Source organism: Paenibacillus sp. SAF-068 (assembly GCF_051967555.1).
Taxonomy (GTDB): domain Bacteria; phylum Bacillota; class Bacilli; order Paenibacillales; family Paenibacillaceae; genus Paenibacillus.
Map to the genome: position 1 here is coordinate 126,577 of NZ_JBQCJX010000003.1, position 20,215 is coordinate 146,791.

The window sequence follows — 20,215 nt, forward strand, 5'->3', positions numbered from 1 at the left end:
AACAACTAAAAGCTGTACGGACATCATCCGTATGGCTTTTTAGTGCTCGTCAAATAAGATACAATGATACTTGTAGATAGCGGAAAGCCGCATTGAAGAGAGGCTTCCATGAAATTATGATGGGGCCGCATTCACACGTCTAAATCCATCTCAAAGTGGTGAACTCATGAAGGAACTGCACAACCCGATTAATAGGAAAACGTATTACATTTCCATGCTAACCATCATTGCTCTGATGTTATCTGGATTAGTCCTGTCCACGACCGAATTGAAGGGGATTACGGCGGGGTATGTGATCCATTGTCTATGTGTTACCGTGCTATCCGTATGTTTATTGATGTATCCAAAGGTAGAGACGTTTCCCTTTCGATTAAGCATTATTCTGATTGGATTCGCTTACTTCTACACACTTGCTTTTTTATATCCCCAGTCATGGACCAACTATATTCTCATCTGTCTTCTTCCAGCCCTCGCCATCCTGTTCTATGATCTGAAATTATTCTATTGCTCATTGATTCTTAACGGGATTTTGCTTCTCTTAACGTTTGGTTACAATCTTCTGTATAACCAAGGAAACGAGTACGCGTATTTACATACGGATGTGGTAGGCAATTTTATTAATATTATGGCGAGCCAGGTCATTCTCTTTCTTATTTTCCACCTGACCATTTCCCGGATGAGGAAGCAACAACTGTATTTGGAGCAACTACAGCAATCGGAGCGTTTGAAAATGATCGCCAATTTAACTGCTGCTGTCGCACATGAAATTCGAAATCCGGTTACGGTTGTAAGAGGTTTCTTGCAGTTATATCGAGAAGATACAACTTTTGAGCAACCGGTGAGGAATAAGTTTGCTTTAATGATTGATGAGCTGAATACCGTCGAGCAGGTAACCTCCCAATTCCTGACTCTTGCCAAACCCAATAGAGAACTAAGGCCAGAGAAGGTCGATGTTAAGGAAGTTCTTGAAGGTGTGACGGGTCTGCTCAGCTCCTATGCAATGTTATCGAATAAACATATAGAGGTACAGGCGGAAGAGGACTGCATGATTCGCATTAATACCATTGAGTTCAAGCAGTTACTGATCAATCTTATCAAAAATGCACTGGAAGCCTCGGATACAGGGACAACCGTCAACGTATCCGCCAAGCGATTGAAGCAGTGGGTGGAGATGCGAATAACGGATCAGGGAAGCGGCATGACAGACGAAGAAGTGAAGTCGCTGGGGACTCCGTTCTATTCATTGAAGACCAATGGAACGGGACTGGGTTTAATGATCTGTTACAATATCGTGGAAAAGTATGAGGGAACGATTGAATACCAGAGCGCAAAGGGTCGGGGTACCTCGGTAACTATTCGCTTTTTAGCTAAAATGGACTAGGCTTAATAATAAGATAGCGGCAGTGGGGACAAAGGCATCTTTGTCTCCGCTGCCGCTATTCGTCTATCGCGTGTGATATCGCCCCTTGGGCACCACCATCGGTGACCCCGAAACGGGGTCTTCAATCACGGTACATTCCAATCCAAAAATGTCTTGGACCTGTGGGGCTGTTATGACCTCTGCGGGCTTACCCTCAGCCACAAGCTTCCCGGTGTGAAGCGCAAAGATATGATCTGCATACCGCGCCGATAAGTTGATATCGTGCAGTACCATTACAATGGTCGTTCCGTGTTTGCGATTCAGTTCGGTAAGCAAGTCCAGGATCTCGACTTGATACGTGATATCCAGGAAGGTCGTCGGCTCATCGAGAAAGAGGATATCCGTCTGTTGCGCAAGCGCCATGGCAATCCACACACGTTGCCGTTGCCCCCCTGAAAGCTCGTCAATATTGTGATTGGCAAATTCGGTGATGTTCATGATGGTCATGGCTTCAGCCACAGCCTCATAATCCTTTTTGGTCCATCCACTGAATAAGGATTGGTGTGGAAACCTTCCACGACCAACCAGATCGGCTACCGAGATACCTTCTGGAACAATGGGAGACTGCGGGAGCAATCCGATCACGCGAGCCAATTGCTTGGGCGGGATCTTGCTAATAACTTTGCCGTCCAGCGTAACACTGCCGGATGTAGGCTTAATGAGTCTGGCCATTGTTTTCAAAAGGGTAGACTTACCGCAACCGTTAGAGCCAATAATGACACTGATTTGGTTGCTTGGTATAACGATGTCCACTCCATGGATAATGGTTTTATTTTCATATCCCGCAACGAGTTGTTTTGCTTCAAATACATGTGTCGGTTTCATTATAACTCCCCCTTACGATTCATTCGGATTAACAGGAAGATCAGATACGGTGCTCCGAGTAATCCGGTAATGACGCCTACGGGGAATCTGTACTCAAAAGCAAACTGTCCGATGAGATCTGAGGCTAGAACCAGATTAACACCAACCAGACCTGCCGGGATAATGTTCGAGGACCCAACACCTACAAGCCTCTTCGCGATAGGTCCCGCAAGGAAGGAGACAAAGGCGATCGGACCTGTAGTTGCGGTAGCAATGGCGATCATGCAGACGGAGCTCACAATAAGCGCAATTCTGGTCTTGTCCGTATCTACACCTAATGAAAATGCCGATTGCTCTCCAAGTTCCAGTATGGAGAGGTGTTTGCCGAGCATCATGATGATAGGTGAGCAGATGAGCACGGTAATCACCAGAGGCGGCAGTGCACTCATTTGAGAACCATTCAGACTGCCTGTGAGCCAGCGGATGGCAGCAGGAATATCCTTTTCCGAACTAACCAGTAAGAGATAGGAGATGACCGCATCAAGCATGGCTTGAATACCAATCCCGATAAGAATTAACCTTCCGATGGAGAACACTTTTCCTCTGGAGAGCACATAGATGAACAACACCGTAGCCAGACCTGCAATCACTGAAGCCAAAGAAACAATGGCTCCGCTTGCATGAAGCACAACGATACAGAACACAGCCGCAGCGCTTGAACCTGACGTGATCCCGATGACATTAGGGTTCGCCAATGGATTCCGCAACATGGTCTGGAAGGTGTAACCTGCAATACCGAAGGCGAATCCGGCAAAGAGACCTGTGAGCATTCTCGGTAGACGTATCGTATTAACGGCAAAAGAAACTCCTTTGATCTTCTCTCCCGATAGAGAGCTGATGACATCTTTAACCGGATAGATGGTGTTGCCGAGCAAAAGCATGGCGCAGCATAGAGCACATGCAAGTATGGCAAGGAGACTGGTGACAAGTATCCAGCGGCGACGTCGGTGGCGTCTGCCCGCCATAATAAATTCAATCGATTGATCTCTCATAATGAACGCACTTTCGATCGCATCGCAAGGATGATTAATATGGGAGCACCGATGAATGCGGTAACGACGCCGACTTCAAGCTCTCCAGGGTTGCTGATGAGTCTGCCGCCGACATCGGATATCGTTAGAATGATCGCTCCAGCTATGGCTGACATGGGTATGACAAATCGTAAATCAGGGCCTATGATCAGGCGTATAACGTGGGTGGATAACAATCCAATGAACCCAATAGGTCCAGCCAGTGCAGTCGCCGCTCCGCATAACAAGACCCCTGCAAGAGCCGCAATGAATCGAAGTGTTCCTGTTCGAACACCAAGTCCTGTTGCAACATCGTCACCCAGAGCAAGCGCATTCAGTGCCGGGGCCGTGAGAAATGCAATGAGTATGCCGATGAGCAGAAACGGAATGAATGTACTGATTCCACTCCAGGTTGCCGATCCTACGCTGCCCACTTGCCAGAACCTGAACTGGTCCATGACATAAGAGCGAGGAATCATAATGGCGGTGACGAGGGACGAGAGCGCGGCGCTGATGGCCGCTCCGGCCAACACAAGCTTAATGGGCGTGGCTCCGCCACGCCCCATTGAGCCGATTCCGAATACGAACACAGCCGTTATTGCAGCTCCGGCCAGTGCCAGCCAGATATATTGATTGGCGCTGTTGATGTTCAGGAAGGCAATACCGATCACCACAAACAGCGATGCACCTGTGTTGACGCCCAATATGCTTGGGTCGGCAAGTGGGTTCCGGGTAACGGCTTGCATAAGTGCTCCTGATACACCGAGTGCTACCCCGCATAACAAACTGAAGACGGTTCGGGAGATGCGTTTGCGCACGATGTTAGCCCCGTATGAATCTACTTCCGGGTGAAATAATCCGTCGATTAACTCATGAAACCTCACGGGTCTAGAACCAAAGACCAGTGAGGCAATCAGAGTTGCAACGAGCAGAATGAAACAAATGACTAACACCAAGATGAAGTTCTTGGGGACTTGTGCCCGTATTCGGTTTTCATTCGGAACCGATGTACTATTCATTGATTTTGTCGATTGCTCCACCAATTAATTTCAGGTAGTCATCGATCGTGTAGGAAATGGACAGTGGGTTTGGTGTTCCAGCAGCAACCAATGGTGTGTCTGCTTCAATGAATGCGACGGAACTACGTTTAACCGCAGGGATCTTGCCCAGCAATGGATCAGCCTGAATGGCTTTCAACAACTCGGCACTACCATATCCAACAAGGATATCTGCATCATTCAGGGCTTCAGCATTCTCTGCACTCAGACTCAGGGAATAGCTGTTAGGATCTTCAATTTGGCTAGTGATACTCTCCGGGACAACCAATCCGAGCTCACCCAGGAAAGCCACACGGGAATCTACAGGTGTATAGATATGAAGTTTGGACATGTCTTCAGCGGAGAAGTTGACCCACACCACTTTTTTGTCTTTGATCTGAGGATATGCGGCTAGCTTCTCGTTTACCATAGCCTCTGTATCTTTGATCAGCTGTTCGCCTTCTGCTTCCATACCCATACCCTTCGCATTGAAAGTAACCTGCTCACGCCATGTTGTTGCCCATGGAGCCGTTGGATAGGCTACCACTGGAGCAATTTCACTAAGAAGGTCATAGTCTTCCTGCGTGATCCCGGAGTATGCTGCAAGAATGACATCCGGATTGGAATCGGAAATGGCTTCAAAATCAAGTCCGTCGGTATCTTGGAAAACGTTCGGGTCAGTTACACCGAGTTCATCGAGTTTCTTCGCAGTCCAAGGCAGCAGTCCGCTGTCATCCTGAACACCAAAGTTGGCTGCCGAGAACCCTACAGGAACTTGTCCAAGCGCCAGAACGACATCTTGGTTAGCCCATTGTACTGTAGCTACACGCTCAGGCTTTTTCTCAATAACGGTTTCGCCCAAGGCATGCGTAATTGTAATCGGATATCCGGCATTCTCACCTGTAGCTGCTGGTGTTTCGGTAGCTGCCGAGTCACTTGCAGCAGGAGTTGCTGCTGGTTCTTCAGTCTTATTACCACAACCAACTAGTGCCAGGATAAAGACCAGTGAGATCAGTAATGCGGTTAACGGAAACTTTCTCTTGGTATTCATGTGTTTCCCCTTCCTGAATCCTAAAATGTATTGGGTGCTTCTTGACTTCCCGATGGGTTGGTTACATCCATTGATATGTATAAAAATATGTATATAAAACGTTTTATACATTTGATAATGATTATCAACATCAATAAATATATCTTTTTATTAAAGACAGTGTCAATAAAAAAATTGTAAACGTCCATATTATATTCGGGTTACATTCGTTGGGAAAGTAGTCCATGATCCGTTCTTAACAGAATAGTTAGAGGATGAGAGCCGTGGGGGTTCTATTAAATAGAGCTAGAGATGTTATTCATGTATTTCATTCCAGATCATGGTATATTTCTAGTAATAAATAAAATGTAGGGAGATTCTATATGCATAATCAATTCATCAAAAGGTTGATCGTTTTATGTATGGTTTTTGTTCTATTACCAACAACGAGTGTGCTGGCTGCGTCGTCGCTTATTAAGGACCCGGTCTTGGCCAAAGTGATTCGAGCAGAGTTGAAGCTATCGGCTAAGAAGGAAATAAAGGCTGGCGATTTGAAAAAACTAAAATCCATATATGCTATGGAAACGAAAAATAAGATTTCCAACTTGCAGGGTCTTGAACACGCGGTTAATATGACGGATCTATTCTTGCCTGGTCAAAATATTAAAAATATTAAGCCACTCAACAAGTTAAAGAAATTGACGTTCTTAGCGGTTGAAGGCAACCAAATTACAGATATCTCGCCACTTTCAGGTCTGACTAATCTGCAAAATCTGGTTATGGACGATAACAAAATCAAAAGCCTGGCTCCACTAAAAAATATGCCCAAGCTGACCAGTTTGCTCGCCAGCGGTAATCAGGTGACCGACCTAAGTCCTCTTCGCAAATTAAAGTTGGAATGGGTCATTATGAATGATAATAAAATTCAGGATCTGAAACCTCTAAAAAATCATCCGACCCTGGAGTATCTTTATGTAGAAGATAACCTCATTAAGGATATTGCAGTGCTCGAAACCATTCCGCATCTGACAGAGGTATATCTGGCGGACAATCCGTTGAATGAACGTGCAGAGCAGGTTGTGAAAAACTTGGAGAAGAAAGGCATCGTTGTAAGTTTGGTAAGCGAAGAAGCGGATCAGGCAAAGTAAGTTCTGTCGGTCTCCACTGAAGCAGCTTATAATATCGGAAAAAGATAATTCTTCATGATAATGGACAAGAACAAAGAAGGCCGCAGATTATTCTGACGGCCTTCTTTAAGTGTGGATAGAAGCGCTTGGTAACAACTTAACGCCCGTGCTGCACACAGCAATATTACTCCACGTCGATCTCCTTCACCGTCTCTCCCTCAACCAGCACCGGCTGATAGTAGGTGTTCGTCGGCAGATCTTTTTTGCCTTGCAGATTCTTGATTACCCAGTCGGCAGCATCGCGGCCCATTTGCTCTTGGGGATGGGTTAGTGTGGTAAGCCGAATGTTGGCGTTCTTGGCGATATACGAATTGTCCTGACCAATGATGGATAACTCATCCGGGATGGAAATCCCCAGCTGCCTGCAAGCATGCACGACCTCCAGTCCCACCTCGTCGTTGTAACAGACGATTGCGGTGAGCGAATCCCTGTTTTCATCCAGATACGTTGCTACATTAGAAGATAACTCCGGTTTCGATGCGGTATCAAAGGAAAGCACTTGATCAGGATGGAACCGTAACTTCGCTTCACCAAGTGCCTTGATATACCCCTTCATCCTATATTTACCTTGCAAATCATCCATTTTCGCAATAATGCCGATCTGTGTATGACCCTTGGAGATCAATTCCCGTGTGGCAAGATAACTGGATTGCACGTCATCCAGGCAGAAGAACGGAACCTCCAACTCTTCATAGAATGCATTAATCATCGTAAACGGTACATCCTGCTCCTTGAATGACAGGTAGTATGCAATATTGGGATTGTACAGATTACTTTTGGTCGGTTCGACGATCAAGCCATCCACGCCGTAGGAGAGCATCATTTCGAGTGCTTTTTTCTCCTGTGCCACATCATTATTGGTGCTGGCCAGCAGTAACGAGTAGTTGTCCTCATTCAGACGACTCTCTATACCGCGGATGATGGACGGGAAGATGTAATCCGAGATGTATGTCGTGATCACGCCAATCGTTTTCTTGGACGTATTACTGCCAGATCGCAATCGATACTGATTGCTAACGTAGGTCCCTGAACCCTTTTCGCTTCGTAAAAATCCTTCGTTTGATAACTCCAAAATGGCCTTCCGTACCGTCTGGCGACTTACGGTGTAGCTCTCCTGTAATGCCAACTCGGTTGGGATCTGTTCGCCTATGCTATATGTCCCCGAAAGGATATGACTTTTAATATCATCAATGATGACCTGGTATTTTGGCTTCACGTAGTCCACTTCTTTCATCATTACTCATCTATATCACGTTGTTCTTTCAATAGTTGTACGTACATATTCTAGCATGATTCAGATGGGAAGCAAATAAAACCGAACATTTTTCGAAATGAACCGTACATATTCGGCTTTTTCGCATGGAGGTGTACCTTACAGCATAGCCATTTTATAGCTGTGTAAGACCTTTGAAAGGTCAAACAGAGTACAATATGTGTCATTTGTAAGTATAACTATTATACATTATTGACAAATGTACGTACAAAAAATATACTAAGGCTGTCAGAAAAGGAAAGCGCATTCTTTGAAAACACAACAGGAAGCATTTATACAAAATGTAGTTTAGCCACTGCCCTAAGTAAAAGCTTCATCTTATATATGCATCCTAAGGGATGTGGAATCGCAACCGGAGAGGGGATACATGTGATTATGAGTCAATCGGACTTGAAAGAAGCCATTACCAAGGGCGCTACTTCACTTGGAATTGAGTTTGGGTCAACACGGATTAAGGCGGTGTTGATTGACGAGCATTTTGAGACCATTGCGTCAGGCAGTTATGAATGGGAGAACCTTCTGAAAGACGGATATTGGACGTACAACCAGGAGGATATTATCACAGGTCTGCAGACGGCTTATCGGGAGATGAAGCAAGATGTGGAACAGAAGTACGGAATCACGCTGAGAACAGTTGGTTCGATCGGATTCTCGGCCATGATGCACGGATATGTGGCATTGGATAGCGCAGGCGAACTGCTGGTGCCTTTCCGCACCTGGCGTAACGCGACGACGGGAGCAGCTGCTAGGGAGCTGACGGAACTTCTGCAATTCAATATTCCGGAACGCTGGAGCATTGCTCACTTGTACCAAGCCATCTTAAATGAAGAAGCGCATGTGCCACGGATCGATCACCTGACAACTCTGGCTGGATACATCCATTGGTTGCTGACGGGCAATAAGGCGATTGGCATCGGCGATGCTTCAGGCATTTTCCCAATTGACGAGGCTACACATAATTACCACCCATCCATGATCCAACAGTTCGATGAACGGATCGCAGGCAAAGGTTATCCGTGGAAGGTCGAGGACCTGCTTCCGAAGGTATATCTCGCTGGTGAGAACGCAGGAGCATTGACGGAAGAGGGAGCCAAGTTGCTCGACCCTTCGCAAGATCTGCAAGCAGGCATTCCGCTCTGTCCGCCAGAGGGCGATGCCGGAACGGGTATGGTGGCAACAAATAGCGTGAAGAAACGCACGGGGAACATTTCGGTCGGCACCTCGGTATTTGCCATGATCGTACTGGAGAAAGAATTATCCAAAGTGTATCCCGAGATCGATATGGTCACCACACCGGATGGTAGTCCAGTAGGGATGGTGCATGCCAACAACTGTTCCAGTGATATCAACGCTTGGGTGGGACTGTTCCGTGAATTCTCTCAAGCGATGGGATATGAAGTGGATAACGGCAAGTTGTTCAGCGTGTTGTTTAACAAGGCTTTGGAGGCAGACCCTGATGGGGGTGGCTTGCTCAGCTACGGATACTACTCCGGTGAGAACATTACGGGACTTGAGAAAGGCCGTCCATTGTTTGTCCGCTCCCCGGAAAGCAACTTCAGTCTGGCGAACTTCATGCGGACACATCTGTTTAGTGCCTTTGGTGCACTTAAGCTTGGCATGGACATTTTGACGGAGGAAGAGAATGTAGCCATTGATAGTATTTTGGCACACGGTGGTCTGTTCAAGACTCCTGTCGTCGGACAACGAATTGTGGCTGCTGCGATGAACGTACCGGTGTCGGTGATGTCTACCGCTGGTGAAGGCGGCGCATGGGGCATGGCACTTCTGGCTTCGTACATGATCAACAAGGACCAAGAGGAGAGCCTGGATGTGTTCCTGGAGCAGAAGGTCTTTAACGATGTGGAGGGAGTCGAAGTGGCGCCGGATGCATCGGATGTGAAAGGGTTTGAAGCATTTATCGAACGCTACCGGAGTGGTCTCACGATTGAGCAATCAGCTGTAGATCATCTGGTAGAGAACGGGAGGGAATAACATGTTAGAACAACTGAAAGAAGAGGTATTCCAGGCGAATCTGGAACTGCCCAAACACGGACTTGTGAAATTCACATGGGGTAACGTCAGTGCAATTGATCGGGAAAGTGGTCTGTTCGTCATTAAACCAAGTGGCGTTAGCTACGATGTGATGAAAGCAAGCGATATGGTTGTGGTTGATCTGGATGGTAACGTGGTGGAGGGTGAGATGAGACCTTCCTCGGACACCGCAACACATGCCGTACTATATAAGCATTACTCGGAGATTGGCGGCATCGTGCACACGCACTCCACATGGGCGACGATCTGGGCGCAAGCCGGACTGGACGTACCCGTGATGGGAACGACACATGCGGACACGTTCTATGGAGCGGTGCCTTGTGCACGTTTCCTGAACCAGGACGAGGTGGATCGCGGATACGAAGCGGAGACAGGACGCGTCATTATTGAAACGTTTGAACAGCGTGGAATTGACGTTATGGCGGTTCCGGCAGTGTTGCTCCATGGTCACGCACCATTTACGTGGGGGAAAGATGCCAAGTCCGCGGTGGTGAACAGTGTCGTGCTGGAGGAAGTGTGCAAAATGAATCTGTACGCGCGCCAATTGAATAACTTCGCGAAGGAACTGCCACAAGGCATCCTGGATAAACACTATCTGCGCAAACACGGAAAAGACGCGTATTACGGACAGAAGTAGTCGGTTATAAGTGACTGGAAGCATGCTCTGGCTTCCAAGAGGTTTAGTTGTGCGAATGACTTGTTCAACTATACTTTTTACACAATAACGGAGAAGACAGAAGAAAGCTGGAGAAGCGGAGCGTTCACCTTTATCCCCGGATTTTCCCTTTAGAAAAGGGAATCAAAAAATCTGGGGATAACAGTGATCGGAAGATTATTCTGGCTTCGCAGTGTTCTAGTGTAAACCCATATTGTTCAACTATAAAATAATGAAATGAGGATGATTATATGTCAGCAACAGCAGCAAAAGAATTCTGGTTTGTCGTCGGTTCACAGCACTTGTACGGTGAAGAAGCACTGGGTGAAGTAAAAGCCAACGCACAGAAAATTACGGATGCCCTTAATGCAAGTGGCGTGCTGCCATACCCGCTCGTATTGCAGGACCTGGCGGTCAGCGCAGATAAAATCACGAGCACAATGAAGGAAGTCAACTACCGCGACGAAGTAGCGGGTGTCATCACATGGATGCATACCTTCTCCCCGGCGAAAATGTGGATTCGTGGTACGAAATTGCTGCAAAAACCTTTGCTGCACTTGGCAACCCAATTCAACGAAAGCATTCCGTGGGCAACCATTGATATGGACTTCATGAACCTGAACCAAGCGGCACATGGTGACCGCGAATATGGCTTCATCAATGCTCGTTTGAAAAAACAAAACAAAATCGTTGTTGGCTACTGGGAGCGCCCGGAAGTGCAACAACAGGTTGCAGACTGGATGGACGTAGCGGTTGCCTTTAACGAAGGCTTCAACCTCAAAGTCGCTCGCTTCGGTGATAACATGCGCAACGTTGGCGTGACCGAAGGCGATAAAGTGGAAGCGCAGATCCAATTCGGATGGACGGTTGATTACTTCGGCATTGGCGACCTCGTGCAATACGTGAACGCTGTAACAGAGCAGGAAATCGATGATCTGATTGCTCAGTATAAAGACCTCTATGAATTCGACTATGGCACAAACAGCAAGGAAGTTTGGGAAGCCAGCGTACGTGTGCAAGCGAGCTATGAAATTGCGATCAAACGTTTCCTGGACGAAGGTGGTTACAGCGCCTTTACGACAAACTTCGAAGATCTGCATGGCATGAAGCAGCTTCCAGGTCTGGCAGTACAACGGCTGATGGCTCAAGGGTACGGATTTGCCGGTGAAGGTGACTGGAAAACAGCTGCACTGGATCGTTTGCTGAAAATCATGGCTCATAACGAGAACACGGGCTTCATGGAAGATTACACCTACGAGATGGCTGCTGGACAGGAAGCAATCCTTCAATCTCACATGCTTGAAGTGGATCCGACACTTGCCAGCACCAAACCGAGAATCATCGTGTCCCCACTGGGTATTGGCGATCGCGAAGATCCTGCACGTCTTGTGTTCGACGGCAAAGCAGGCGAGGGTGTCGTGGTATCCATGGCAGACTTCGGTACACATTACAAACTGCTGATCAACGAAGTATCCGCGTTTGAGCCAACCGTTCCAGCACCTAACCTGCCGGTAGCACGTGTTCTGTGGAGTGTGAAGCCAAACTTCCAGGACGGGGTAAAAGCATGGATCGAAAATGGTGGCGGTCACCATACGGTGGTATCCTTGAACCTGACAACAGATCAGATCGTGACATATGCGAAGCTGGTGAATCTGGAGTACGTTATTATTAAGTAAAAAGTGGAGTGGCAGCTACTGCATGAACTTATACAAATCTTTCTCTGTGGCCGGGGGTTAACCCTCGGCCCTTTGTTTGTTATGCTGAGAAGCATGATGTGAAGCTGAGCAAGGAATTGCTTTTCCATTGAAAAGAGATAAGAAATGAAGGAGGTAAGGGAAGGATATGTACACAAAAGAAAGCTTGATGCAGCAACTGGAGCAGCTCGGATTGGATGGGCAAAGTACGGTGCTTATTCACTCTTCAATGAAAAGTATAGGTGAGGTTGAAGGTGGGGCAGACACCGTGTTGGATGCCTTTAGCGATTATATGAAAGACGGATTGTTGGTGCTTCCCACCCATACGTGGTCTACCATTAATGCGGATAACCCAATGTTCCACGTGGAAAATTCTGTATGCTGCGTAGGCATTCTGCCTGAGCTTTTCCGTAAACGTCCGGGCGTGGTTCGTTCGTGGCACCCTACGCACTCGGTAGCGGCACTGGGAAGGGACGCAGAGGCATTTACGAAGGATGATCATCTCTTCGATACACCATGTGCGAGAGGTTCAGCATGGGGGAAATTGCTCGATCGGAAAGCGACGATCGTGTTGGTAGGCGTTGATTTGAAGCGGAATACATTTATCCATGGCGTCGAAGAGTGGGTGGATATCCCTGGCAGAATGACGGACGAGCATGAGATGCTGTATACGGTTTTACCGGATGGAAGCCAGATTTCAGTACCATCCCGCAGACATTGTGGGTTGCCATGGTCGGAGCATTTCTGGAAAGTAGACGAGGTACTGGTTCGTGAAGGCGCGATGCGTAAAGGAAAACTTGGTGATGCAGTCGTAAGAGTGTGTGATGCGGCTAAGACGGCGGAAGTAATTACGGAGATGTTGAAGGATAACCCTGATCTGTTCACGGACAATCTCCCTCTGGATGCAGTAACCGAATGATACAAGGGCCGTCCGGTAGCCGGATGGCTCAATATCCGTCAAATGCTGATATCTGAATATCTCCTGAGCAGTTGATGTCCTCTCCTAGTTGCACTCCAATCCTTCAAAAGCATTCATATATCATCAGAAATAGATCAGCATTTCGATCAGAGGTTGGTCAGACTTCCAGTGTATGGGCTACTCACCCTTAGGGTGGTGTGATAAGATATGGTTAAATTAACCAATAGAATTGACGTAGCAGTATAGTATAGATGTTTATTGAAGTTTAATAGAAGTATCCCATAGAATCATGAACAACCACGTTGTCATTGTAGCATCTAAGAAGGAGAAGATTCGTGAACCCATTAGTATGGTATGATCTCTTTTTATTTGTCCTATTGTTCGGTGTAGGTGTATATGTGTTTGCTACGGTTAGAATTACGAATTTACATAAGGTGTACTTTTTGTTTCACGGGTTGATGATGCTCTGGCCTTTCTGTCAATTTGCCAGTACGCTCACGGATGATTCTGGTCTGCAGTTGTTCTATGTTACGTTATCTTTTGTTGCGGTCTCCCTGCTTGGGAGCGGGTGGCTTCTACTGACGATCTTTATTACCGGCTATTCAGAGCGCTTAAGTGCAAAAGGAACGTTTTTGCTATTTGTCCCTGCGGTGATCGGGGCTATAGGTGTGGTCGCTAATCCATGGAATGAGTTCGTCATCCCGCTGGAGGGCGGGTATATCGAGCGGGCTTACGGTCCTTGGTTCTGGGTTGTGATGGTTATTCTGGTGAGCTATTTCTTGACGTCTCTCGTCGTTCTGTTCCGGGCGGTGTATTCATCGCAGACGTCTGCCATGATCAAAAAACAGGTGCGGATCACCCTATGGGGCATCTTGGTCTTGGCTGTGTTTGCAACCATTGATGCGATCCTGAATGTGGTTCTAGCCCGCTGGTTGCCCATCATTCCTGGCATGACTTCGCTGGGGATCTTTCTGTCAGACCTGTTCTTCGTCTATGTGATCAAAAGATACAACGTGTTCGACCTGGTCTCCATTGCACATGAGGATGTAATCAATACGATTCCATATGGCATCCTGGTACTTGATGAGAATGAAGTCATTGTTGAAGCGAACAAAGCCTCGCGATCCTTTATGGATCTGCATGTGGGGGATTCTTTTGATATGGAGCTATTTCTGGAGTCGGTTCATGTTGTGGGCAGCTGTCGGGAGTTCGTGAATCATTATAAGAAAAAGGAAAATACCCTCTCTCAGATTGAAGTGATCGTGGAGCGGGATAACAACATCCGGCACTATATCCTGCAATCTTCTCCGATTGTCGATTCGGCTCTTGTGCCGATCGGTCATATCCTCACGTTCCAGGATGTCTCGCAGGAGCGCTTCTATGTGAAAGAGATGAATCGGCAGAACGTAACGCTACAGGAGCGCAATCAGGCGCTGGACCTGATCCGTCAGGAGTTATCCGAGGCCAATCGCAAACTGGAGGAACTCGCGCTGACGGACAGTTTGACCAACTGTTACAACCGACGTTATCTGACCCAGCATCTGAATCACGAGGTCATAACCAATATTCAATACAAAACACCATTCTCACTCCTGTTGCTCGATATCGACTACTTCAAAGCGATTAATGATCGCTACGGACATGTCATCGGCGATGAAGTGCTCGTCCGCACGGCAGAGGCTGTTAAACAATCGATTCGCAGTACGGATATTCTAACGCGCTATGGCGGGGAGGAGTTCATGATCTACCTTCCGCATACGGAGCATGACTTGGCCAACCAAATCGCAGAGCGCGTGAGGACCGCTGTGGAGTCCAACCGCATTATGGTGGATCACGAGATTACGCAGGTGTCGATTACGATTAGTATTGGAATTCTTTCCTTTGAGGATTTTGAAGTGGAGCATGTGCCGGACAATCCGGAGGGGTATTTGACCCAGCTATTCGCTGCGGTGGATAAGGCGTTGTATCAGGCGAAGCAGAATGGGCGTAACAGAGTGGAGTTTGCGGAGTTTGAGCGGGGAGTTGTTTGAAAAGGAAATTAAAAAAGAGTGGAGGCGTTACTCCACTCTTTTTGGTGTTAGCGGTTGATGATGCCGCAGATATGATTAATCGGAATCTTTATGTGATTTTTCGATAGCATTTAAAACTTCTTTGCTAATTTTGGTCAATGATACGATAGTATCTGTACTTTTGCCGCTAACTAAAGTTATATGCTCGTCCAAGGCTCTTTTGTACTCAGAGTCTTCTTTGAATTTAAAGATTTCTTCAGCAGTGACCTGCAATCCATTTATTATTTTCTCAAGAGTCTCCAAAGAAATGTTACGATCTCCCCGTTCAACTCCACCAATATAGCTGTAATGAAGACCTGCTGCTTCGGCCAGTTGTTCCTGAGTCCAGCCTTTGGCCTTCCTTAATTCACGTATTCGATTTCCTACGTCCTCTGGTAAACTCATTTGATCACCTCCACTTAAGGTTAGAAGAGGTTATGGAATCCATACAGACTAATATGTGCAAACTGTACCGTTAAATAAAAGTACTTATAAGTACAATTTATATTGATCTTCTTTTGGTTTATCTATACAATTATCAGAAAATGGATAATTAAGGAGGATCTCCTTTTGCGAAAATCTATCCTAAAATCACTCAAACCGGACATCATTGTTGAAATGCTGGACATGGCTGTGGCTTTTGAAAATTGGAACAAGGTGATGGAGAGGGCAGACATGTTATATCAATGTGTGCAGTCCATCTATGAAGAGCGGCGGAAGTATCAGTCAAAGGGAGTGCCTGCACCCCATATACATATCGAGCGGCCCTTGGTCTACTATTACGGGTTCAGTCACCTCATGCGGGGGATGGCTCACCAGAAGATGGGACAGGTAGATCAGGCTAGGGCATGTATCGATCAATATGCAGAACTGGGATGGATGGAGGATCTGGATGAGGTAGGCATGCAGGTGGTGCAGGAGTTCAGGCATAAGGCACAGGTGAATCGGTATGCGCTTGAGATTGAAGCCGGGCAGGTGGAACTGCTGGAGGAGTTTGTGAACTTTTTGCTTGAGCATCCGGAGAAAAGGTTGGTGGGTCTGAAAGTGATTACGGAAGCAGCAGTGCGGCATAGATGGCAGATTGATCGGGTTTTACAGGTATTCGAGGGTCAGATACAGGGTGTAGTTAGAGAGAATGGTTCTTCAAACAACGATGATGTGTACCATTGCTGTTATCAGCGGGCTTTGTATGAACAGTGGATGGGAAGACCAGAGGAGGCAGTGGAGTTCATTTTGCAGGCAATCTGGTTAGCGGATAAGCTAGGGATGGATCGGTATTTTATAAAGTGCACGGCATTGTTGGAATCATTGCGGGAAGAGGCGACAGAGGAGCAAATTGGGCGGTATCGAATGATGCTTGAGGAAATGAAGTAGAAGAGGTGTTTACTGAAACTGGTAGGATATGCCTTGAAGTGGGTATATGCATATAGGACCATAGCACCGATGAGGAGCAAAGCTTGTGTTTTTACCATGGTGAAATCAGGATGTTAGCCGGATAGTTTACATATCACACTTCTGCTAACATAGGATAATCCTATTTTGAATGAGCGGAGAAACGTTATGAGTACAATCAAAGTTACCCCTGAACAACTACATCACGTATCGAATCAGGTGGATCAGGCCAGACAGCAGTTGGAGAGTATACGAAGTGATCTGATGAGACAGATCATGTTCGTTCAGGCGATGTGGATGGGCGCGACGCAGGAGCGATTTTACTATGAGTTCGAGCAGTCACGACCTATACTGGATAAAGCGCTGGAGAGTATGGTGAATACATCCAAGGAATTGAAGGATATCGCCACGCGTTTCCAAGATGCAGATGCTCAGAAGGGAAGTCTGGGTGGTGCGATTGGAGCAGTCGGCGCCGCAGCTATGATGACCAAATCATCAGGTGATTCAGGTTCGGGTGACAAGGGCTATCGGATGGCCTATAATGCGATGCTTGGTAAAATGATGCCTGTGAACGAGAAAGGTGTTACGGATCAGGCTGCCCTTCAGGCTTATGAGAGGGACCAGGGACATCTGGACTTTAATCGCATGCAAGCTGTGAACGTTGAACCGCCTGGGGAAGATATTTTTGCATTACAGATCAAAGCGTTTGAGATGGGGATTCATCCTACGACGGGAGAGCCTGTATCGGATAAATATGCTCAGATGATGGTGGCGTCTCTGAAGTTCAGTCAGATTTTCATGGGGATTCAAATGGTTCGTGGGAGTATGCCGGGTGGTAAAGGGCCGTTTCGGTTGCCTGCTTCTAATCCAGCTGTGGCGAAAATTAAGAAGCATATTGAGAAAGCTGAATCGGAAGCGAAATTAGTTAATAAGCCAGCGGAGAGAGCAACAGAGGGAACACCAAACTCGCCTATCGTCGGGGGCCTTTCTAGAGCGCAACAAAGGAACCTTACAACATTAGATAATATAGTTGATAAGCATCTTACTGAGATGGATTTTTCGGGTACTTTACGTGATTTACAAGGAAACCCAGTGCCGAACAAAAAAACAGGTGGGTATTGGAATCATTTACAAGAGATGCAGGACTCATACAAAGGATTAAGTAAAATAAAACGCGGATTGGAAGGTTCTCTAAAGAACCCTAATCTATCGCCTTCACTGAAAAGTACATTGGAGGGGGCATTGGACAAGGCCAATACTAATTTAAAAAAAATCGAGGATTTATTTGAACCATTTGGAGGAATAAAATAAATGAGTAAATTAATTAAAGAAATATATTCAATAGATCAAAATATTCAGACTGATAACTCTGATTCACCTTTGGATCATTGGTACGATAGACTTATTAATAAGAAAGTGAGTGAGCTTGACTTAGAAGATGTTAGTAGAATGTTGGGCCAACATGTGCTTATAGATCTTGGTATAGAAAAGGCTATAGAAATTTTATCAGAAGATCCTCTTGCTGGGGAGATGTATGATGGACATCTGTTGAAGCTTCTTTATTCTATTGAAACGAATAATTTCAGAGACTTATCACAACTAAAAAGATTACTCCAGACTATCAAGAGAGATCTTTCTCAATTCGAATGGGCTGATGAAGAAGATCAGGAAGAGTACGCTGAATTATTAGAACTTTTTTTGAAAAAGGTTGGCCTTTAAAATAATGAAATAAATTTAGACCTTAAATTTGAGCTTCACAAAAAATGGGTTGAGACTAGTGGTCAAGAAGGTGAGAAGCTAAGATTACAGGAAGTTGATTTTCAACATTATGAGTTAACTGGTGTGTGTGTTTGGAACAATCGTATGTGACTAGCTGTAATTTTGATAATCTTAGTCTGAACAACATGGATTTCCATGCCTCAGGTTTAAGTTCGTCAACTTATAACGATGCAGAATTAGTAAATTGTGATTTTTATAAGTCGGACCTATCTTATACTGAATTTTCTAATGCAACTTTGCGAATTTCCATAGCATTAATGTCGGTACTCCTGACAACCCAACGGTCCTTCTGGGTCAAGATGCAGCAAAATGGTTAGAAGCTGCCGTGGGAGAATGAATTTTAAATTAACGGAGTAGGCATGTTGATTAAATATATGGATCTAGATTCTTTTAAGGAGTACTTATTAAGAACTGTAGATGAATTATCTTTCTATTATAACGAAGTACTGGGTGAGAACAGTAAATTCATAATCACTCCGATGGAGGAGTTGGGTAAATCTTTAAATTCTACAGACGAATATCTTTACCGGGGGATGTTGAATTCGAATAATTTAGATGGACGCGAGTTCGATATTGATTCTGTTATAAAGATGTTGGGTTGTAGAGTACCCTTGTGCCCCTTTGGATAAAAGTTTTGCTTAAAGAAGTCAGGGCTGAAGCACCTGTAATTGAACTGCAGACGAGTTTAAGATTTCGTAAACCAAGTTTGTTACAAAACCAAGAAACGGGTCATCCTCCGTTCATAGCGGTTCTACAGTCCTTAAACTAATAAAGAAGAGGATAACTAATGGGAACCAATGCGTTTTTCCTGATAGCGCGTGAGAAGTATACGCCAGAAAAGTTTTTGTCTGACACTATGATCGCAGCATTTAACTCCGATAACCGGATTATTTTTGATAATCATAAGAATCTTGAAAATGGAAAATTCTCTTCTACAACGTTGAACATACTGGCTCATTCCTACAACAGCGATGAGAATAATCATCAATTCATTATGTATGTGAAGGCAAAGGAAAATAAGAGTGTAATATTCAGTGACTATGAAGATCTTGATTTGGATTCGGATCACGAACTCATTCGAGTAGGTACAATAGAAGAAGTGTTTGGAGCAGAAGAGGTCATTCTTCGTTTCGTTTATGAATATCTGAATCTTAATAGATCCGACTATTTCTGGGTGTCTGATTACGATTGGGTCTACACTTGGGAAGACATACAAAAGATATATTCAAAGCCTTATGACTCTGATTGGTGCTATAAAGATCCGAAAATGATTTGAAAATTGTAACCTAGATTCCGTCTACATTTTTTATATGGTTCCCGGAGGGAATAGTATGGATTTAGCATTGCACCTATTTTATAAAAAAGACACGAAGCAATTAGCAGATTTATTATTGAGTTCTCTAAAAGATTTTTCTCAGGAGACTTATATGAAATCGAGGGACGATTATTACAAGATTGCCAATCCTAACTTCTCAGTTATCGTACAAGACGATGATGAGTTAGTGAGTTTTACGAGAGAAGAGTTGAATATAAATATTAATTATTGTATCAATATTTCCGTTTTCTCACGCTCACCCGAAGAGGGATTACAAATCATATTCCAAGCGATTAATACTCTAAAGGACAAATTAGATGAGGATATTGCATTGACAGATAGTGAAACTGGTGTGATCTTTCTGCGGTTTGATGGTCAACTTGTCATTAACTCGCATTGTAGAGAGAACCCTGATATCTATGACTGGCCTTATGATTTACTGGATGGAAACTTTATTGAGAAGGATATGGCAGGGTTGATTTAAGAAGCCATTTTTCATGCGATAACGCAGTTGCTAGAGGACTGCGTTATTTAGTCGTT

The 20,215-nt window shown here is 45.5% G+C and carries 19 protein-coding genes; 13 read left to right on the forward strand and 6 right to left on the reverse strand.

Annotation, left to right across the window (positions count from 1 at the left end):
- The first annotated feature begins 166 nt into the window (after positions 1-166).
- Complete coding sequence (locus tag ACTHPG_RS18335; protein ID WP_278297540.1) at positions 167-1,381, forward strand: sensor histidine kinase; 1,215 nt, start codon at positions 167-169, stop codon at positions 1,379-1,381.
- Between the two features lie 63 nt (positions 1,382-1,444).
- On the opposite strand, the gene ACTHPG_RS18340 is transcribed toward ACTHPG_RS18335, so the two are convergent.
- The 4 genes from ACTHPG_RS18340 to ACTHPG_RS18355 are packed head-to-tail and all read right to left on the reverse strand — an operon-like array spanning position 1,445 to position 5,382.
- On the reverse strand, positions 1,445-2,245 hold the full coding sequence (locus ACTHPG_RS18340; protein WP_440390914.1) for an ABC transporter ATP-binding protein: 801 nt from the start codon (positions 2,243-2,245) through the stop codon (positions 1,445-1,447).
- A complete protein-coding gene (locus tag ACTHPG_RS18345) occupies positions 2,245-3,276 on the reverse strand; it encodes a FecCD family ABC transporter permease (RefSeq protein ID WP_440390915.1) in 1,032 nt (343 codons plus the stop codon). Before ACTHPG_RS18345 ends, ACTHPG_RS18340 begins: the two co-directional genes overlap by 1 nt.
- Positions 3,273-4,313 carry a FecCD family ABC transporter permease gene (locus ACTHPG_RS18350; RefSeq protein ID WP_440390916.1) on the reverse strand — a complete coding sequence of 347 codons (1,041 nt, stop codon included), beginning with the start codon at positions 4,311-4,313 and terminating at the stop codon, positions 3,273-3,275. Before ACTHPG_RS18350 ends, ACTHPG_RS18345 begins: the two co-directional genes overlap by 4 nt.
- Positions 4,306-5,382, reverse strand: coding sequence for an iron-siderophore ABC transporter substrate-binding protein (locus ACTHPG_RS18355; protein WP_440390917.1), 1,077 nt, complete (start codon positions 5,380-5,382; stop codon positions 4,306-4,308). The genes ACTHPG_RS18350 and ACTHPG_RS18355 overlap by 8 nt, the downstream gene beginning before the upstream one ends.
- Positions 5,383-5,744: 362 nt before the next feature.
- On the opposite strand from ACTHPG_RS18355, the gene ACTHPG_RS18360 reads away from it, so the two are divergent.
- Complete coding sequence (locus tag ACTHPG_RS18360) at positions 5,745-6,509, forward strand: leucine-rich repeat domain-containing protein (protein WP_440390918.1); 765 nt, start codon at positions 5,745-5,747, stop codon at positions 6,507-6,509.
- A gap of 163 nt (positions 6,510-6,672) precedes the next feature.
- Here ACTHPG_RS18360 and ACTHPG_RS18365 read toward each other — a convergent pair whose 3' ends face one another.
- Positions 6,673-7,764 carry a GntR family transcriptional regulator gene (locus ACTHPG_RS18365; RefSeq protein ID WP_440390919.1) on the reverse strand — a complete coding sequence of 364 codons (1,092 nt, stop codon included), beginning with the start codon at positions 7,762-7,764 and terminating at the stop codon, positions 6,673-6,675.
- A gap of 432 nt (positions 7,765-8,196) precedes the next feature.
- Here ACTHPG_RS18365 and ACTHPG_RS18370 point away from each other — a divergent pair, with 432 nt between their 5' ends.
- The 5 genes from ACTHPG_RS18370 to ACTHPG_RS18390 all read left to right on the forward strand — a co-directional run bounded on the left by ACTHPG_RS18370 (position 8,197) and on the right by ACTHPG_RS18390 (position 15,171).
- On the forward strand, positions 8,197-9,813 hold the full coding sequence (locus tag ACTHPG_RS18370; protein ID WP_440390920.1) for a xylulokinase: 1,617 nt from the start codon (positions 8,197-8,199) through the stop codon (positions 9,811-9,813).
- Position 9,814: 1 nt separating this feature from the next.
- The gene (locus ACTHPG_RS18375; protein ID WP_047840995.1) at positions 9,815-10,510 is read left to right on the forward strand and encodes an L-ribulose-5-phosphate 4-epimerase; all 696 of its coding nucleotides are present in this window, start codon (positions 9,815-9,817) and stop codon (positions 10,508-10,510) included.
- Between the two features lie 269 nt (positions 10,511-10,779).
- Positions 10,780-12,204: an L-arabinose isomerase gene (araA, locus tag ACTHPG_RS18380; protein WP_440390921.1), complete on the forward strand. Its 1,425-nt coding sequence runs from the start codon at positions 10,780-10,782 to the stop codon at positions 12,202-12,204.
- Between the two features lie 166 nt (positions 12,205-12,370).
- Entirely contained in the window at positions 12,371-13,141 is a 771-nt protein-coding gene (locus ACTHPG_RS18385) for an AAC(3) family N-acetyltransferase (protein WP_440390922.1), read from the forward strand.
- A gap of 335 nt (positions 13,142-13,476) precedes the next feature.
- Positions 13,477-15,171, forward strand: a complete 1,695-nt coding sequence (locus tag ACTHPG_RS18390) for a diguanylate cyclase (RefSeq protein ID WP_440390923.1) — start codon at positions 13,477-13,479, stop codon at positions 15,169-15,171.
- A gap of 75 nt (positions 15,172-15,246) precedes the next feature.
- Here ACTHPG_RS18390 and ACTHPG_RS18395 read toward each other — a convergent pair whose 3' ends face one another.
- Positions 15,247-15,594, reverse strand: coding sequence for a helix-turn-helix domain-containing protein (locus tag ACTHPG_RS18395; protein ID WP_440390924.1), 348 nt, complete (start codon positions 15,592-15,594; stop codon positions 15,247-15,249).
- 165 nt (positions 15,595-15,759) lie between these two features.
- Between ACTHPG_RS18395 and ACTHPG_RS18400 the strand changes: the two genes are divergently transcribed.
- The 6 genes from ACTHPG_RS18400 to ACTHPG_RS18425 all read left to right on the forward strand — a co-directional run bounded on the left by ACTHPG_RS18400 (position 15,760) and on the right by ACTHPG_RS18425 (position 20,159).
- Positions 15,760-16,563 carry a DNA-binding protein gene (locus tag ACTHPG_RS18400; RefSeq protein WP_440390925.1) on the forward strand — a complete coding sequence of 268 codons (804 nt, stop codon included), beginning with the start codon at positions 15,760-15,762 and terminating at the stop codon, positions 16,561-16,563.
- 186 nt (positions 16,564-16,749) lie between these two features.
- A complete protein-coding gene (locus ACTHPG_RS18405) occupies positions 16,750-17,892 on the forward strand; it encodes a WXG100 family type VII secretion target (RefSeq protein WP_440390926.1) in 1,143 nt (380 codons plus the stop codon).
- Entirely contained in the window at positions 17,893-18,300 is a 408-nt protein-coding gene (locus ACTHPG_RS18410) for a contact-dependent growth inhibition system immunity protein (protein ID WP_440390927.1), read from the forward strand.
- A gap of 185 nt (positions 18,301-18,485) precedes the next feature.
- Positions 18,486-18,677, forward strand: coding sequence for a pentapeptide repeat-containing protein (locus ACTHPG_RS18415; RefSeq protein WP_440391402.1), 192 nt, complete (start codon positions 18,486-18,488; stop codon positions 18,675-18,677).
- Between the two features lie 470 nt (positions 18,678-19,147).
- Complete coding sequence (locus tag ACTHPG_RS18420; RefSeq protein WP_440390928.1) at positions 19,148-19,636, forward strand: hypothetical protein; 489 nt, start codon at positions 19,148-19,150, stop codon at positions 19,634-19,636.
- A 55-nt stretch (positions 19,637-19,691) separates the two neighbouring features.
- Positions 19,692-20,159, forward strand: a complete 468-nt coding sequence (locus ACTHPG_RS18425; protein WP_440390929.1) for a hypothetical protein — start codon at positions 19,692-19,694, stop codon at positions 20,157-20,159.
- The last annotated feature ends 56 nt before the right edge of the window (positions 20,160-20,215 follow it).